The 17,018-nt window shown below is 74.4% G+C and carries 10 protein-coding genes; 8 read left to right on the forward strand and 2 right to left on the reverse strand.

Annotated elements, in window-relative coordinates; genetic code table 11:
- The first annotated feature begins 13 nt into the window (after positions 1 to 13).
- Together AB0I79_RS03635 and AB0I79_RS03640 are read left to right on the forward strand one after the other, a co-directional pair.
- Positions 14 to 1,345, forward strand: coding sequence for an SWIM zinc finger family protein (locus tag AB0I79_RS03635; protein WP_357866377.1), 1,332 nt, complete (start codon positions 14 to 16; stop codon positions 1,343 to 1,345).
- Positions 1,342 to 4,428 carry a DUF6493 family protein gene (locus AB0I79_RS03640; protein ID WP_357866379.1) on the forward strand — a complete coding sequence of 1,029 codons (3,087 nt, stop codon included), beginning with the start codon at positions 1,342 to 1,344 and terminating at the stop codon, positions 4,426 to 4,428. Before AB0I79_RS03635 ends, AB0I79_RS03640 begins: the two co-directional genes overlap by 4 nt.
- Before the next feature lie 63 nt (positions 4,429 to 4,491).
- On the opposite strand, the gene AB0I79_RS03645 is transcribed toward AB0I79_RS03640, so the two are convergent.
- Complete coding sequence (locus tag AB0I79_RS03645; RefSeq protein WP_357866380.1) at positions 4,492 to 5,601, reverse strand: DUF5925 domain-containing protein; 1,110 nt, start codon at positions 5,599 to 5,601, stop codon at positions 4,492 to 4,494.
- Positions 5,602 to 5,874: 273 nt separating this feature from the next.
- On the opposite strand from AB0I79_RS03645, the gene AB0I79_RS03650 reads away from it, so the two are divergent.
- The 5 genes from AB0I79_RS03650 to scpA all read left to right on the forward strand — a co-directional run bounded on the left by AB0I79_RS03650 (position 5,875) and on the right by scpA (position 13,666).
- The gene (locus AB0I79_RS03650; protein ID WP_357866382.1) at positions 5,875 to 7,740 is read left to right on the forward strand and encodes a potassium transporter TrkA; all 1,866 of its coding nucleotides are present in this window, start codon (positions 5,875 to 5,877) and stop codon (positions 7,738 to 7,740) included.
- A 19-nt stretch (positions 7,741 to 7,759) separates the two neighbouring features.
- Entirely contained in the window at positions 7,760 to 8,698 is a 939-nt protein-coding gene (gene mtnA / locus AB0I79_RS03655) for an S-methyl-5-thioribose-1-phosphate isomerase (RefSeq protein ID WP_357866383.1), read from the forward strand.
- 80 nt (positions 8,699 to 8,778) lie between these two features.
- The gene (locus AB0I79_RS03660; protein WP_357866384.1) at positions 8,779 to 9,549 is read left to right on the forward strand and encodes a peptidoglycan-binding protein; all 771 of its coding nucleotides are present in this window, start codon (positions 8,779 to 8,781) and stop codon (positions 9,547 to 9,549) included.
- Between the two features lie 101 nt (positions 9,550 to 9,650).
- A complete protein-coding gene (locus tag AB0I79_RS03665; protein ID WP_357866386.1) occupies positions 9,651 to 11,522 on the forward strand; it encodes a methylmalonyl-CoA mutase family protein in 1,872 nt (623 codons plus the stop codon).
- Positions 11,519 to 13,666, forward strand: a complete 2,148-nt coding sequence (gene scpA / locus AB0I79_RS03670) for a methylmalonyl-CoA mutase (RefSeq protein ID WP_357866388.1) — start codon at positions 11,519 to 11,521, stop codon at positions 13,664 to 13,666. Before AB0I79_RS03665 ends, scpA begins: the two co-directional genes overlap by 4 nt.
- Before the next feature lie 25 nt (positions 13,667 to 13,691).
- Here the strand turns inward: scpA and AB0I79_RS03675 are convergent, their stop codons facing one another.
- On the reverse strand, positions 13,692 to 15,782 hold the full coding sequence (locus AB0I79_RS03675) for a protein kinase (RefSeq protein WP_357866389.1): 2,091 nt from the start codon (positions 15,780 to 15,782) through the stop codon (positions 13,692 to 13,694).
- Positions 15,783 to 15,894: 112 nt separating this feature from the next.
- Here AB0I79_RS03675 and meaB point away from each other — a divergent pair, with 112 nt between their 5' ends.
- Positions 15,895 to 16,854 carry a methylmalonyl Co-A mutase-associated GTPase MeaB gene (gene meaB, locus AB0I79_RS03680; RefSeq protein ID WP_357866391.1) on the forward strand — a complete coding sequence of 320 codons (960 nt, stop codon included), beginning with the start codon at positions 15,895 to 15,897 and terminating at the stop codon, positions 16,852 to 16,854.
- The last annotated feature ends 164 nt before the right edge of the window (positions 16,855 to 17,018 follow it).

Here is a 17,018-nt window from a genome sequence, read left to right on the forward strand (position 1 = left end):
TATGGTTCGGGGCATGACTTCAGCGGTACAGGCATACACCTACACCGGGCCCTCCGTGCTGGCTGACGGAAGGCTCGCTCTTTCGACCTCCGGTGGCACGGCGTTATCCGGCCCGCAGGCCCACCCCAGGTTCTTCAGCGGGCTGCTCACCCACGCCGCCCCGGCCGCCGCCGGGCTGCTGGCCGTGGCCGACGTGGCGCTCACCCGCTACCACCAGCCCCGGCCCGGATGGACCCGCGACCCGGTCGTGACGTGCGACGGCGAGCGGCTCAGGTTCGAGTCGTTCTCCGCCTGCGGCGGCGTCTACGCCCGGCTCGACGTGCTCGCCCTCGACGGCGACGTGCTCGACCGGGGCACCACCAACGTCGACGTCAACGGGCCGCTGCGCGAGGCGCTGGCGAGGGTCGGCGGCAAGGACCCGCTGCACGTGGGCGTCGGCGCCGACGAGCTGACCGTCACCACGCTCGGCGGGGCGGTGGTGGAGAAGAAGGTGCCGCTGCCGTCGCGGTGGCTGCGCGGGTTCGCCGAGGTGCAGGTGATGGCCGCCGGGTGGGACCTGCGGGCCGAGCTGGCGGGGCCGCAGGCCGTACGGTTCCTGCGCTCCCTGCCCAAGGGGGCCCGCTCCACCGTCTGGGCCGTGCCCGCCGGTCGTGACCTGCGGCTGTCCTCGGCCGCGGCGCGCGGCGGCGTGTGCCTGTCGGGCACCGGGCGGGTGGCGACGCTGATGCCGCTGCTCAGGTTCGCCAAGGCGCTGCGGGTCTACGGCCCGGCGGACGGCTCGTCCACCGCGAGCGCGTGGGAGCTGGAGCTGCCCGGCATGCGGTACACGCTGGCCGTCTCGCCCCAGCCGGCGCGCGGCTTCTCCGGCGAGGGTCAGGTCCTCGACGACCTGGCCACCGACGAGGCCGGGGCCGACGCCGACGTCGTCGGGATGCTGCTCAACTTCGAGCCCACCGTCGAGCTCGGGCTGCTCTCCGACCGCTCCGGCCTGCCCGTCGAGCGGGTACGCGCGGCGCTCACCCAGCTCGGCACCTCCGGCCGGGTCGGCTACGACCTGCACGAGGCCGCCCACTTCCACCGCGAGCTGCCCTACGACAAGGACCAGGTGGCCGCGCTCAACCCGCGCCTGACCTCGGCCAGGAAGCTCGTCGACGCCGGCGCCGTCCGCCTGCTGCCCGACGGCCGGGCCGAGGTGACCACCGACGGCGGCGTGCGCCGGGTGGACGTCGGCGACGGGACGTGCACGTGCCCGTGGTGGTTCGACCACCGGGGGTCGCGCGGGCCGTGCAAGCACGTGCTCTCGGCCAGGATCGCCGCCCGGCTGGCGGTGGAGGCCACCCCGTGACGGCGGACAGACCCGCCGGCGGGGGCGACGTCACGGTGGCCGGTATGACGCCGGCTGGTGCGGCGGTGCCCGGCGTGACGTCAGCCGGTGCAGAGGTGGCCGGTATGACGGCGGCCGGTGCGGCGGTGCCCGGTATGACGGCGGCCGGTGCGACGGTGCCCGGCATGACGGCGGTCGGTGCGACGGCGGGCGGTGCGGCGCTGGTCGGTGCGGCGGCGGGCGGGGTGATGGCGGAGGGCGCGCCGGTGGGGGAGCCGGCGTGGGAGTCAGCGCGGGAATCGGTGTGGGAATCGGTGTGGGAGTCGGTGGTGGCCGCGCTGGACACCGGGGACCTCGACCTGGTGGCCGACCGCGTACTGGCGCTCGACGAGCATGCCCGCCGTGAGGTGGCCGCCGCCCTGCCCGCGCACATCCCCGTGGCGGAGGAGCGCGCCACGGCCAGGTGGCGCGAGCGCGAGGCCACGCGCGCGCGGGAGGGCGAGGCCGCCTGGCGCGCGTACGTGCGCGCCGCCGAACGCGAGGGCCGCACCGTGGCCGAGGACGAGCGCTGGCGCTGGGACGCCCAGTGGTTCCGGTCCCGGACGCACGGCTCCGGCGAGAGCTGGGCGGCTCCGCTGCGGGTGGCGGGTGCGGCGGCCATCGGCGGGGCCGCCGCCGTCGTCGCCTGGCTCAACCGCCGCGACCTCCAGGACCGCTGGTCCTGGGACCGCCACACCGCCACCGTCCTCGAACGCGTGCTCTCGGCCCGCCCCGCCGCCTGGCAGGCCGACTTCGCCGCCCGCGCCACGCTCAGGCTCCGCGACACCCCGCGCCGGCGCGCCGCCCGGGACCCCATGGCCGGGCTCGTGCTGGCCATGCTGCGGCGCAGCGGATCCACCCCGCCCCGGCACGACCCGCTCGTGGTGGCCTGGGCGACCGGCATCCCCATCGCGGCCGAGCTGCGCGAGGACCCGCTGCTCGACCATCTCCTGCCCCGGCTGTTCGAGGCGGAGGGCGTCGGCGGGCTGCTGCGCGACGAGCGCGCCGACCCGCCCGCCCCCAGAAGCTGGCTGGCCGCGCTCGGGACGCTGCAGCGCGAGGGACGGATCGGGCGAGACGTGCTGCTCGACGGGTGCCTGCGGCGCTTCCTGCGCGGCGGGCAGGCCGCCGACCTGCGCTTCTTCGTGCGGCTGCACGAGCTGCTCGATCCCACGTACGACGAGGTGAGCAAGCGGCGTCACGACTACCTGCGGCTGCTGCCCGTCGCGCCCGGCGCCGTGGCCGAGCCGATGCTCAGGCACCTGCGGCGGCTGGAGGACCTCGACCCGGGCGAGGTGACCGAGGCGGTGCGGGCGCTGCTGTCGCGCGGCGAGCGCAAGCTGCTGACGGCCGGGCTCACCTGGCTCGACGAGGTCGCCCGCGATCCGGCGGCCGAGCTGGAATCGCTCGCGCCCGCCCTGGGGTACGCGTTCGCCTGCGAGTCCGCCGACGTGCAGGGGCGGGCGGTGCGGCTGGCGGTCAAGCACGCCAAGCGGTTCGGCGAGGCCGGGGCGCGGGCCGTCCGGGAGGCGGCCACCGTGCTGCCGCAGGAGCTGGGGGAGACGCTGGCCTCGGTGTTCGGCGGGGAGGCCGCCGAGGACCCGCGCGAGTCCGGCGGGTTCGTGCCGGTGCCGCTGCCGCCTGCGGTGTCCGCCGCCCCGTTCCCCGGGCCCGTGGTGGTGGCGGGGGACCTGGAGGCGCTGCCGGACGGGGGCCGGTGGGAGGCCGCCGAGCTGTGGCTGGCCGGGGTCGTGCGGCTGTACGGGAGCGATCGCGACGGGCTGGCCGCCCGGCTGGCCGGGCTGATGCCGGGCGTGGCGCCGCCGGCGGGGCGGTGGCAGGCGGTCTGGCACTGGGCGTGGGAGATCGCGCGGCTGGTGACGGCGGCAGCCGAGGGCTCCGGCGGCTCGGTGCTCGCGGCGGGGGTGTCGCGGCTGCCCGAAGCCGGTGACGTGCCGGGGCCGCACCTGTTCCTGCTGCGGCGCTGGGCCGAGGTGTGCGAGGCGATCGAGGCGGGGACGCTGCCGCCGTACCTGCTGGCCGAGCCCACCTCGACGACGGGCCATCTGGACGGCGCGGTGCTGGTGGAGCGGCTGGCGGGATACGAGCGCGCGGGCGTCGAGGCGCTGCCCGCAGATCTGGGCCAGGCGCTGCTGCGGCTGCCGCGCGCGACCGCGCCCGAGGTGGTGGCGCGGGCCGGGCGGCTCACCTCGGCGGCGGGCCGGGCGGTGGCACGCTGGATGAGCGGCGAGCGGCCCGAGCCCGTCGCGGAGATCGGCTGGTGGTACTACCCGCCCGCGGGCACGCCCGGGTGCGGCGACAGACGGGTCTACCGCGAGGACCGCGAGCCGGCCGGGACGGGAGCGGTGCTCTACGAGCTGACGGCGCACCTCCACCTGACACCGCCGCCGGGCGACGGGCCCACCGGTGACCGGCTGCTGGGCGGGGCCGTGGAGCATCGGTTGAAGGAGCACGACGGGTACCTGCGCTGGTGGCCGTACCTGATGCCGTCCGACCGGGAGGCCGTCGCGGCGCACCTCGTGCCGCACCTGACCGAGCGTTGGCTGCGGGCCCGCGCCGAACCGGCCCAGGCGTGGGCGCTCGCGCGGGCGGACGGGCCGATGGGCGAGGCGGGCGCGCTCGTGCAGGCGTACTTCGTGGCCGACCGGGCCTGGTGCGCCGACCCCGAGGAGCGGGCCAGGCCCCTCGTGCAGCTGGCCGCCCGGGGCGAGCTCGCCGCCGAGGAGGTGGGACGGCAGCTCGCGCTGCTGGTCCGCCGGACGGATCTCAAGCCGGGCCCGGTGTTCGAGACGCTGGAGAGCGCGGCGGCGCTCGGCGCTCACCGGGAGGTGTGGCGGATCATGACGGGGTTCCTGGCCGTGTTCCTGCCGGGGCCGGGGGAGCGGCCGCACACCCGGCACGCGCAGGGGCTCACGTTCGCCCTGCGTGCCGCGCGGTGGGCGGCGGCGCGAGGGGCGGTGGCCTGCGTCGCCGAGATCGCGCAACGCCGCGCCTCGAACAACTTCGTCCGGGAGGCCCGCAGGCTGCACACGTACCTGACGTGACGGCCTGAAGGGGCCGCTGACGTGCTCGTCCCCACTCCTCGAACGCGCGGGTGGGGACGAGGGTCAGAGGTACAGGCCCGTGGACTCGTCGCCCAGCACGGGGGTGATCTCGCGGCCGGAGCGCAGCGCGTACAGCTGCGCCAGCGTCGCCCCCGAGGGCCCGACCCCCTCCGCGGACCCCAGCCAGGCGGTCGCCTCCTCCTTGCTCAGCGGCCCCACCTCGACCTGCGCCAGGCAGCGGCCGGGGCGGACGACGGCGGGGTGGAGGCGGGCCAGGTCCTCGTTGGTGGTGATCGCCACCAGGACGTCGCGGCCCTGCCCGAGCAGCCCGTCGGTCAGGTTGAGCAGGCGCGACAGCCCCTGCCCCGCCTGCGCCTTGGCGCCCGAGCTGATCAGCTCGTCGCAGTCCTCCAGCACCAGCAGGCGCCAGCGCTGCGCCTCGTCGTCGGTGTCGTAGCCGACCGCCACCTCCATCAGGTAGCCCGGCTCGTTGAACAGCCGCTCGGGGTCGAGCACGCAGTCGACCTGGCACCACTCGTGCCACTGCTTGGCCAGCGACCGCAGCAGCGTGGTCTTGCCGGTGCCCGGCTGCCCGTGCAGGAGGATGAGGCGGCCGTTGACGTCGGCCGGGGTGACCGACATGAGCCGGTCGAGCGCCGGGCGGACCTTGGCCGAGTAGTTGGCGCTGATCTCGGCCCAGGGCTGCGCCGTGATCGGCTTCTCCGAGCGGGTGCCGCCGTGCATGCCCCGCCACCAGAACCCCATCTCGACGTGGTCGACGTCGGGCACGGGCTCCTCGGCGCCCTCGATGCTCTCGGCCAGCACGGTCTTGGCCAGGTCCTCGTTGACCGCCGTCACGCTGACCGTCGCGGTGCGGTTGCGGTGGCGCACGCTCCGCAGGGTCCAGCCGTCGCCGCTGATCAGCCGCGACTCCGAGCCGTCCTCGACCCGCGCGGTGCGCAGCACGCGCCCGCCGGCGGGGGCGAGCGTGGCCTCGGGGCGCACGCGCTCCAGGTTGGCCAGGCGCGACCACGGCTGCGCGCCCGTCGCGAACGGCGACAGCGCCAGCGCGTCGATGACGTCGATGGCCGAGTCGGCGTCGTCGATCCAGATGTTCATCGGGAGCTCAGAGGACTCGGGGCTGGGGAACGGCACCTCCCTGATCACAGACATACCGTTTATGATCTCCGTCTCTGGGCCGGATGTCGAAGGGTTTTGGCTGGGGATCCGCTGAGTTTCGTCCTCAGCGTACCGGCTGGGGGAGCGCGTCGCCCGGGCCCCGCGCATGTACGCTCCAGGCCGGAGCGGGTCGGTATGTTCCGGGTTTATCGGGGAGTGCCGTGCTTCGCGGCGGCGGGGGAGGTCGCCCGTCGCCATGCGGAACCCAAGATCGCCCGGTACCGTGTCCTCGGGCCAAATCACTCCTTACTCGGAGGTATCGGGGAAGTGTCGAAGATCACGTTCCGCGAGCGGGCGCGGTACTGGTTCGACAACACCATGTCCAGGGGCACGGCGTCGCTGATCGGCTGGCTGGCTGTGGTGTCGGTCGGGCTGATCGTGGTCGTCGCGGCGCTGACGATGTGGCTGGCGCCCGGCGAGCCCGAGGGCGTGGGGCACGCGGGCGAGGTGCTCTGGATCGCTCTCATGCACGCCCTGACCCCCGGCAAGGTGGCCAGCGACAAGGGCTCGCTGGCGTACATGACCGTGATGTTCGTCTGCTCGCTCGGCGGCCTGTTCATCGTCAGCATGCTCGTCGGCCTGCTCTCCAACGGCCTCAAGCAGAAGGTGGACCGGCTGCGCAGGGGACGCTCGCGGATCGCGGAGTCCGGGCACACCGTGATCCTCGGCTGGTCGGACCAGGTGTTCACGATCGTGGCCGAGCTGGTCAAGGCGCACGCCAGCCAGAAGAAGTCCGTGATCGCCGTGCTCGCGGAACGTGACAAGCTCGAGATGGAGGAGGCCATCCGCGAGCACGTCGGCGACCTCGGCAGGACCCGCGTCGTCTGCCGCACCGGCCGCCCCACCGAGCCGCGCGACCTCGCGCTGATGAACCTGGCGACGGCCCGCTCCGTCGTCGTGCTCTCGCCCGAGGGCGACGACCCCGACGCCCACGTCATCAAGATCCTCCTCGCCCTGGCCAAGCGCCGCGGCGCCCACCCGCCGGTGGTGGCCGGCCTCACCTCCAGCCGCAACGCCGCCGCCGCCCGCCTGGCCGGCGGCCCCGACGTGCACCTGGTCGACTCCGACGACACCGCCTCCCGGCTCATCGTGCAGTCCTCCCGCCAGTCCGGCATGTCCGTCGTCTGCATGGACCTGCTGAACTTCGACGGCGGCGAGATCTACCTGCGCACCCCGAAGAAGCTCGTCGGCGTCACCTACGGGGAGGCGCTGCACGCCTACCAGACCGCCTCCGCCATCGGCCTGCGCCGGCCGTCCGGCGTCGTGCTGAACCCGCCCGCCGACACCGTCATCAACGCCGACGACGAGATCGTCGTCATCGCCCACGACGACTCCCACGTCCGCCTGGCCGCCGGCAAGCCGGCCATCGACGAGGCCGCCATCGTCACCACCGGCAAGGCGCTCACCGAGCCCGAGCGCACGCTCCTGCTCAACTGGAACGGCCGCGCCGAGCAGATCATCCGCTACCTCGACGGCTACGTGGCCCCCGGCTCCGTCCTGGAGGTCGCCGCCGACCACCCCAAGGCCGGCACGAACCTCGCGGGCCTGCGCAACCTCACCGTGAACGTCAAGGACTGCGACACCACCGACAGGTTCGCCCTGGAGTCGCTCGGCGTCGGCCTCTTCCAGCACGTCATCGTGCTCTCCGACGACCGCTTCGACCCGCACCACGCCGACACGCGCACCCTCATGACGCTGCTGCAGCTGCGCGACATGCAGAGCACGCTCGGCGAGCACTACTCGATCGTCAGCGAGATGCACGACGAGAACAACCGCGCCCTGGCCGAGGTCACCGAGGCCGACGACATCGTGATCAGCGACACCGTCATCGGCCTGCTCCTGGCCCAGCTCGCCGAGAACCGCCACCTCGCGGACGTGTTCGCCTACCTCTTCGACTCGCAGGGCTCGGAGATCTACCCCCGGCCCGCCGGCGACTACGTCAAGACCGGCACGCGGGTGTCGTTCGCCACCGTCGTGGAGTCGGCGCGGCGCAGGGGCGAGACCGCGATCGGCTACCGCAACGCCACGGCCCGCAACGACCCGCCCCACTACGGCATCGTGCTGAACCCCGACAAGTCCGAGCCCATCGTGCTGGGCGGGCGGGACTCGGTCATCGTCCTCGCCGAACGCTGAGGTGGGTTAGCGTTTGCCCGTGAGGACCATCGACTGGGTCGACGGCGCCGTCGAGCTCGTGGACCAGACCCTGCTCCCCGACAAGCTCGTGATGCTGCGCATCCACACCGTCGGCGAGCTCATCGACGCCATCCAGCGGCTGGCCGTGCGCGGCGCGCCCGCGCTCGGCGTGGCGGGGGCGCTCGGCGTCGTGCTGGCCGACGGCGACGCCGAGCGGATCGCCGCGCTGCGCGCCGCCCGCCCCACGGCCGTCAACCTCGCGTGGGGCGTCGACCGGGCCGCCGCCCACCTCGGCAAGGGCCGCGAGGCGGTGCTGGCGGCGGCGCTGAAGGTGCGCGACGACGACATCGCCGCCTGCCTGGCGATGGGCGAACGCGGCGCGGACCTGCTCGAAGGCGACCGCCTGCGGATCATGACCGTGTGCAACACCGGCAGCCTGGCCGCCGTCGAACGCGGCACCGCCCTCGGCGTCATCCAGACCCTGCACGAGCGCGGGCGCCTGGCCGAGGTGCTCGTCCTGGAGACCCGGCCGCTGCTCCAGGGCGCCAGGCTCACGACGTGGGAGCTGGCCAGGATGGGCGCGCCGCACCGGCTCATCGCCGACTCCGCCGGGCCGTACCTGCTGGCCAAGGGCGGGGTGGACGCGGTGCTCATCGGGGCCGACCGCATCGCCGCCAACGGCGACACCGCCAACAAGATCGGCTCGTACGCGCTCGCGCTCGGGGCGGAGCGGGCCGGGGTGCCGTTCGTGGTCGTCGCGCCCGAGTCCACCATCGACCAGGGCACCCCGTCGGGCGAGCACATCGAGATCGAGGACCGCGGCGCCGGCGAGATCGTCACCTTCAGAGGGGTGCGCGTCGCCCCGGAGGGCACGCCGGCGGCGAACCCGGCGTTCGACGTGACCCCGCACGATCTGATCAGCGCGATCGTGACGGAGCAGCGGGTCATCAGACCGTAGCGAAATCCCGGATCTCCATGACCGGTCCGCGTCCCCCGCGTTACGCTCGGTGGTCCCGGCAGCGACACTCGGAGATCACTGTGGCCATCGACCTGGTGTTACGGCGTGACTGGAACGCGCGTGCGCCGCGCGGCGACTACACACAGCTCGACTCCACCAAGGGAGTGAAAGTCCACTACACGGGCGGCAGGGTCGATCCGGCGATCGTCTCCGACCACAGCCGGTGCGTTGCCCTGGTGCGGTCGATCCAGGGCTACCACATGGACGGCAACGGCTGGGTCGACATCGGCTACTCGTTCGTGTGCTGCCCCCACCGGAAGGTGTTCGAGGGGCGCGGGCTGTACCACCTGCCCGCCGCCAACGGGCCCGGGCTCAACGCGGGGCACTACGCCGTGCTCGGGCTGGTCGGCAACTCGGGTCTCGTCCAGCCGCCCGACCTGATCCTGCACGGCATCCTCGACGCCGTCCAGTACGCACGGGACCACGGCCGCGCCGGCAAGGAGATCAAGGGACACCGTGACGGCTACGCCACCGACTGCCCCGGCGACCCCCTCTACGCCTGGGTCAGGCGCGGGGCGCCCCGTCCCGGCGGTGGCAACGGCGCCCCGGAGCCGAGCGCGCCGCCGTTCCCCGGGCGGCTGCTGACCTACCCGCCGGTCATGCGGGGGCAGGACGTGCGCACGTGGCAGGAGCGGATGCGCGAGCGCGGCTTCGAGCTGGCCGTGGACGGGGCGTACGGGCCCGGGTCGCGCGACGTGTGCGTACGGTTCCAGCAGGAGCAGGGCGTGGCCGACGACGGGATCGTGGGGCCGGTCACCTGGCGGCTGGCCTGGGAGGCGCCTGTCGGCTGAGGAACCCGGCTCCCGGGCGGCTCACGGGGTGATCCCGTCCGGATCATGGCGGGCGACCCCGGGGTTACTGGCGCATGGCCGTTCCGCCTACTATCCGAAACATGGAACTGGCAGCGGGGTTCGCGTCCATCTCACGAGACGACTGGCGCGCGCTGGCGGCGGAGGTCCTGCGCAAGTCCGGGGTCGAGGCCGGCTCGCCCGAGGAGGCGCTGTCGAGACGGACCTATGACGGGGTGACGGTCGCGCCGCTGTACGACGCGGACGACCTGCCGGGCGACCCCGGTTCGCCCGGCGCCGCCCCCTACGTGCGTGGCGCCCGTGCCGTCGCGGGCTGGGACGTGCGGCAGCGGCACGCGGTGGCCGACCCGGAGGCCGTACTGGCCGACCTGGAGAACGGCGTCACGTCGCTGTGGCTGGTGGTCGGCGACGGCGCCATCCCGGTGGGCGAACTGGGCGCGGTGCTGAAGGACGTCTACCTCGACCTGGCGCCGATCGTGCTGCAGGCGGGCGAGCGGACCCGCGAGGCGGCCGAGGCCCTGTTCAGCCTGGCCGCCGCCCGCGGGGCCGCACCTGGCGATCCCGCCGTCGGCGGGGCCGCGCCGGGTGATCCCGCCGCCCGCGGGGCCGCGCCGGGCGGACGGGGTGATCCCGCCGGGGGCGGGAGCGTGCTGAGCGGCAACCTGGGCGCCTCCGCGGTGCTCGGGGCCGACGGGGTCGAGCTGGCGCTGCGCTGCGCCGCCGACCATCCGGGGTTGCGGGCCGTCACGGTGGACGCGACGCCGTACCACGACGCGGGCGGCAGCGACGCGGAGGAGCTGGCCTGCTCGATCGCCAGGGGCGTCGCCGAGCTGCGGGCGCTGACCGGCGGCGGGCTGTCCGTGGCGCAGGCGCTGGGGCAGCTCGAGTTCCGGTACGCCGCCACCGCCGACCAGTTCGCCACCATCGCCAAGCTGCGGGCCGCGCGCCGCCTGTGGGCCAGGGTCGCCGAGGTCTGCGGCGCTCCCGAGGCGGGGGGCCAGCGGCAGCACGCCGTCACCAGCTCGGCCATGATGACCTCCCGCGACCCGTGGGTGAACATGCTGCGCACCACCGTCGCCTGCTTCGCCGCCGGGGTGGGCGGGGCGGAGGCGGTCACCGTGCAGCCGTTCGACGCGTGCCTCGGGCTGCCGGACACCTTCTCCCGCCGCATCGCCCGCAACACGCAGTCGCTGCTGCTGGAGGAGTCGGGGCTCGGCCGGGTGATCGACCCGGCGGGCGGCTCCTGGTACGTCGAGCGCCGCACCGCCGACCTCGCGGAGGCCGCGTGGGCCTTCTTCCAGGAGATCGAGGCGGCCGGCGGGATCGTGGCGGCCGCCGGGCCGGTGTCCGAGCGGATCGCCGCCACGCGCGCCCGCCGCGACGACGACATCGCCCACCGCCGCCTCCCGATCACGGGGGTGAGCGAGTACCCCGACGTCGGCGAGAAGCCCGTGCGCCGGCGCGAGGGCGGCCCGTCCCAGGCCGGCGGAACGGCCGGGGCAGATGGGTCGCCCGGCGGTGAGCTGCCGAAGGTGCGGTACGCGGAGCCGTTCGAGCGGCTGCGCGACCTTGCCGACGCGCGGCCCGAGCGCCCCACGGTGTTCCTGGCCACGATCGGCCCCCTCGCCGACCACACGGCCAGGGCCACCTTCGCCGCGAACCTGTTCCAGGCGGGCGGCCTGGCCACCGAGACGGCCGGCCCCGGCACGGACCCCGAGCAGATCGCGACCGCGTTCGCCGTCAGCGGCGCCACCGTCGCCTGCCTGTGCTCCAGCGACAAGCTGTACGCCCAGCACGCCACCGCCGTGGCCACGGCCCTGCGCAGGGCGGGCGCGAGAAAGGTCTGGCTGGCGGGGAAGGGACGCTACGAGGGCGTGGACGGCAACCTGCACGCCGGTTGCGACGCGCTGGCCGTGCTCCGCGAGACGTTCGACGACCTGGAGGTGACCCGATGATCCCGGACTTCTCCGGCATCCCGCTGGACCCCCTGCCGGAGCGGGCGGCGCAGGGCCCGCAGCCGCAGGGCGAGCCGTGGCAGACGCCAGAAGGCATCGCGGTCAAGCCCCTCTACACCGCCGCCGACCTGCGGGGCCTCGACTTCCTGCGCACCTACCCCGGCGCCGCGCCCTACCTGCGGGGCCCGTACCCCACCATGTACGTCAACCAGCCCTGGACCGTCCGCCAGTACGCGGGATTCTCCACGGCCGAGGACTCCAACGCCTTCTACCGGCGCAACCTGGCCGCCGGGCAGAAGGGCCTGTCGGTGGCGTTCGACCTGGCCACGCACCGGGGCTACGACTCCGACCACCCGCGCGTGGCCGGCGACGTGGGCATGGCGGGGGTGGCGATCGACTCGATCTACGACATGCGGCAGCTCTTCGACGGCATCCCGCTCGACCGCATGTCGGTGTCCATGACCATGAACGGGGCCGTGCTGCCGGTCCTCGCGATGTACATCGTGGCGGCCGAGGAGCAGGGTGTCGCGCCGGAGCAGCTCGCCGGGACCATCCAGAACGACATCCTCAAGGAGTTCATGGTCCGCAACACCTACATCTACCCGCCGGCGCCGTCGATGCGCATCATCTCGGACATCTTCGCGTACACCAGCGAGAAGATGCCGAAGTTCAACTCCATCAGCATTTCCGGCTACCACATCCAGGAAGCCGGGGCGACCTGCGACCTGGAGCTGGCCTACACGCTCGCCGACGGGGTCGAATACCTGCGGGCCGGGGTCGCGGCCGGCATGGACGTCGACCGGTTCGCGCCGCGCCTGTCGTTCTTCTGGTGCATCGGCATGAACTTCTTCATGGAGGTCGCCAAGCTCCGCGCCGCCCGGCTGCTGTGGGCCAAGCTCGTCTCCGGGTTCGGTGCCAGGAACCCCAGGTCGCTGAGCCTGCGTACGCACAGCCAGACCTCCGGCTGGTCGCTGACCGCGCAGGACGTGTTCAACAACGTCGCCCGCACCTGCGTCGAGGCCATGGCCGCGACCCAGGGCCACACCCAGTCGCTGCACACCAACGCCCTGGACGAGGCGCTCGCCCTGCCCACCGACTTCTCCGCGCGCATCGCCCGCAACACCCAGCTCCTCCTGCAACAGGAGTCGGGCACCACGCAGGTGATCGACCCGTGGGGCGGCTCGTACTACGTCGAGCGGCTCACCCACGACCTGGCCGAGCGCGCCTGGGACCACATCCAGGAGGTCGAGGCGGCCGGCGGCATGGCCAAGGCCATCGAGGCGGGGCTGCCCAAGCTGCGCATCGAGGAGGCCGCCGCGCGCACGCAGGCCCGCATCGACTCCGGCCGCCAGCCGGTGATCGGCGTGAACAAGTACCGCGCGAGCGCCGACGAGGACATCGAGGTGCTCAAGGTCGACAACAGCGCCGTACGCGCCCAGCAGCTCGACAAGCTCGCCCGCCTGCGCGCCGAGCGCGACCCCGACGCCGTGCGGCACGCCCTCGACGCGCTCACCAAGGCCGCCGGCCATCCCGCCCCGGGCCTGGAGCACAACCTGCTCAAGCTGGCCGTGGACGCCGCCCGCGCCAAGGCCACGGTCGGGGAGATCTCCGACGCGCTGGAACGGGTGTTCGGCCGGCACGCCGAGCAGGTGCGTACGATCACTGGCGTGTACCGGGACGAGTCCGGATCAGCCGGCAACATCGAACGGGTCCGCGCCGCCTGCGCCGACTTCGAGCGGGCCGAGGGCCGCCGGCCGCGCATCCTGGTGGCCAAGATGGGGCAGGACGGTCACGACCGCGGCCAGAAGGTGATCGCGACCGCCTTCGCCGACCTGGGGTTCGACGTGGACGTCGGCCCGCTGTTCCAGACGCCCGAGGAGGTCGCCAGGCAGGCGGTCGAGGCCGACGTGCACATCGTGGGCGTCTCGTCGCTGGCCGCCGGGCACCTCACGCTGGTGCCCGCCCTGCGCGCGGCCCTGGCCGAGCTGGACGCCGCCGACATCATGATCGTGGTGGGCGGCGTCATCCCGCCCGGCGATCACGACGAGCTGCGGGCCGCGGGCGCCGCCGCGATCTTCCCTCCGGGGACGGTGATCGCGGACGCCGCCCTGGACCTGCTGGAGCAGCTTCGCGGCCGCCGGTGAGAGCGCCGCTCCGCAGCCCGTCACGTCAGTAGGCCGCTCCCTCGTCGCACATCGTGACGGAGATCGTCCGCTTGGCGGTGACGGGAGCGGTGATGCGCAACGTGACGGTGTGGGTGCCGCCGGTGCTGGTGAGGGTGCGCGGCGCGGTCAGGTAACGCTGGCCGTTCTCGGTGATGGTCGCCGTCGAGCGGCCCGCGGCGGCGCCGTCGATGAGCCAGGTGTAGGTGAACGTCACCGGGGCGCCCGTGCGGCGTACCAGCGCCTGGAGCGTCACCTCGCCGCCCGCCCAGCACTCGCCGGCCAGGGTGCCGCCGGGGCGGACGTACATCACCCTGAGCCGGTCCGCGGTGGCCGTCGGGGTGCCGGAGACGCCCTGGCCGTCGGTCGGGACCGTGCTGGGGGTGCCGTCCGTCTGCGGGGTCGGCCTGGTCGTACGGGTGCGCCTGGGGGCCGGGGTGGAGGTGGCGGCGGACGTGGTGGGGGCGCCGCTGGCCACGGCGACGTTCTTGGCCTTGGGAGTGGGGGTGGTGGGGGTGAGCCAGACGATGGCGGCGCCCAGCGCGCACACGGACACGGCGGAGACACCCGCGATGATCACCTTCTTGACCCGGCGCCCCCTGGGCCGCTTGGGCCGCGGCGCCGGCGCCCCGCCCCCGTGCGGCTCGTCCCCGTGCGGCTCGCCCGCGGGCCCCGCGGGCGGATACTGCGCCGTCGCCGGGTCGTCGAACGCCACCGGAGCGCCGAGCGGCACCCGCCGGCCGGCGGCGCCCGGGGCTCCGGACGACGCCGTGGCCTGGGACGCCGTGGTCTGGGACGCCGTGGTCTGGGACGCGGCCTGGGACGCGGTCTGGGACGCCGCCGCGCCGCCGGGCGGCTCCTGCGCCTGGGACGGGTGGGAGGCCGGCGCCCCGGCGGCGGGCGGCTGCCCGACCGGCGAGGAGAGGTCGAACAGCGCCTGCAGCGGCGAGGTCGCCGGGCCGGGCCCCTCGTGGGCGGCCGCGTGACGCGTGTACGCCTGGTCGTGGGGCTGGGCCTGGCCGGGCGCCTGTGCCCGGTCGTGGGGCCGGGCCGGGCCGAGCCCGTGCGCCTGGTCACGCGTGCGGGGCTGCTCAGGTGCTTGGCCCTGGCCGTGCGGGTGCGTCTGGTCGGGCGCCTGGGCGGGCGCCTGGGCGGGGCCGCGCCTGCGCGGGAGGTCCCGCGGGTCGGCGGCCTGGGGCCGGACCGCGGGATGGTCGACGGTGTCCTGCCAGGCGTCGCGCGGGTCCGGTGGCACGGGCGGCTCGGGGAGGCGGGACGGCTCGGGGGCCGGGGCCGCGTACGGCGTGGCGGTCTGCCGGGACGGGGCGGTCAGGCGGAGCAGGACGTCGCGCATCGACGGCCGGGCCGCCGGGTCCTTGGCCAGGCAGGCCGTCACGACCTCGCGCAGCGGCCGTCCCAGCTCCCCGAGCACCGGCTCCTCGCGCAGGATGCGGTTGATCACCGCGGGCAGCGAGTCGTCCCCGAACGGCGGCACGCCCGTCGCCGCGAACACGAGCACGGACGCCCACGAGAACACGTCCGCCGCGGCCCCCACGGGCCGCCCGGCGAGCTGCTCGGGCGCCATGTAGGCGGGCGTGCCCACGATGTTGCTGGTCGCCTTCATGCCCGAGCTCAGCGCCGCCGCGATGCCGAAGTCGACCACCCGGGCCCCGTCGGGCCCGAGCAGGACGTTGGCCGGCGTGAGGTCGCCGTGGACGACGCCCGCCTGGTGGATCGCGTCGAGCGCGGTCGCGGTCGCCACGGCGAGCCGCTGCAGCTCCGTCCCGCCGAGCCGGCCCGCCTGCTGCAGCGAGGGCCCGTCCACGTACTCGGACACGATGTACGGCCTGCCGCTGGTCGAGGCGTCGAGCACCTGCGCGAGGCAGAACGGCTCGACGTTGCGTGCGGCGGCGATGTCCTTGACCAGGCGTTCGCCCACGGCCAGCCCCTCGCGCAGCACCTTGACGGCGACCGGGGTTCCGTTGCGTGCCTGGCCGAGGTAGACGACACCGTGGCCGCCCGCGCCGAGCCGCCCGACCAGCCGGTAGGGCCCCACCGCTGCCGGGTCGCCCTCGCGCAGGGGTTCGACGTTGGGCATGAGGGGAGTGACTCCTGTGACGGCTGAGACAAGAACATCGAGCACCCTACTGGCAAAAGTCAAGACTTGTCAGAAGTTAGGCTGATCAACTGCGAAGAAAGGGGTAAGTGGGGTGCACTCGCTGGAGGACTACGCCCGGGGTGTGCGGGCGGGCTCCCGTACCTGGATCGCCCGCGCGATCACGCTGGTCGAGTCGACCAGGCCCGACCACAACGCGCTCGCGCAGCGGCTCCTGGTCGAGCTCACCCCGCTGTCCGGACGGGCCCGCAGGGTCGGCATCTCGGGCGTGCCCGGGGTGGGGAAGTCCACGTTCATCGACGCGCTCGGCACGCGGCTGACGGCCGCGGGGCACCGGGTGGCCGTGCTGGCCGTGGACCCGTCCTCGACCAGGACCGGCGGCAGCATCCTCGGTGACAAGACCCGCATGTCCAGGCTGGCGGCGGACCCGGCCGCGTTCATCCGCCCCTCGCCGACCTCCGGCACGCTCGGCGGCGTCACCAAGGCCACCAGGGAGGCCATGGTCGTGGTGGAGGCGGCCGGCTTCGACGTCGTGCTGGTGGAGACCGTGGGCGTGGGGCAGTCGGAGACCGCGGTGGCCGACATGGTGGACACGTTCCTGCTGCTCACCCTGGCCCGCACCGGCGACCAGCTCCAGGGGATCAAGAAGGGCGTGCTGGAGCTCGCCGACGTCATCGCCGTCAACAAGGCCGACGGCGAGTACGAGCTGCCGGCCAGGAAGGCCGCCCGCGAGCTGTCGGGCGCGCTGCGCCTGCTCCGCTCCGATACCGCCCCGCCTCCCGTGCTGACCTGCAGCGGGCTCAGCGGCGCCGGGCTGGACGAGCTGTGGCGGCGCGTGCTGTCCCACCAGGACACGATCGACCTGCCGGCCAGGCGCCGCCGCCAGCAGGTGCGCTGGACGTGGACGCTCGTCCAGGACCGGCTCCTGGCGGAGCTGCGCGGCGACCCGGAGGTGGCGGCGGTCACCGGTGAGGTCGAGCGCGAGGTGCTGTCGGGAGAGCTGACGCCGGCCCTCGCGGCAGAAAAAATTCTGTCCGTGTTCAAGCGGCTTTGACCCGGGTTCGGGCCCTGCCGGGCCCGGATCCGGAGCGGCATCGGTACTCCCCGGGTGGAGATACATCCTCCGGGGTTGAGAAAACCCCCTCTCCGGGGAGGCGGCCGAACCGAGCGGTTGCGTGATGCATGTCACGATGTCGCGCAACCGAGTGGGGAGGGCTC

The sequence above is a fragment of the Nonomuraea sp. NPDC050202 genome (assembly GCF_040656115.1).
Lineage (GTDB): Bacteria > Actinomycetota > Actinomycetes > Streptosporangiales > Streptosporangiaceae > Nonomuraea.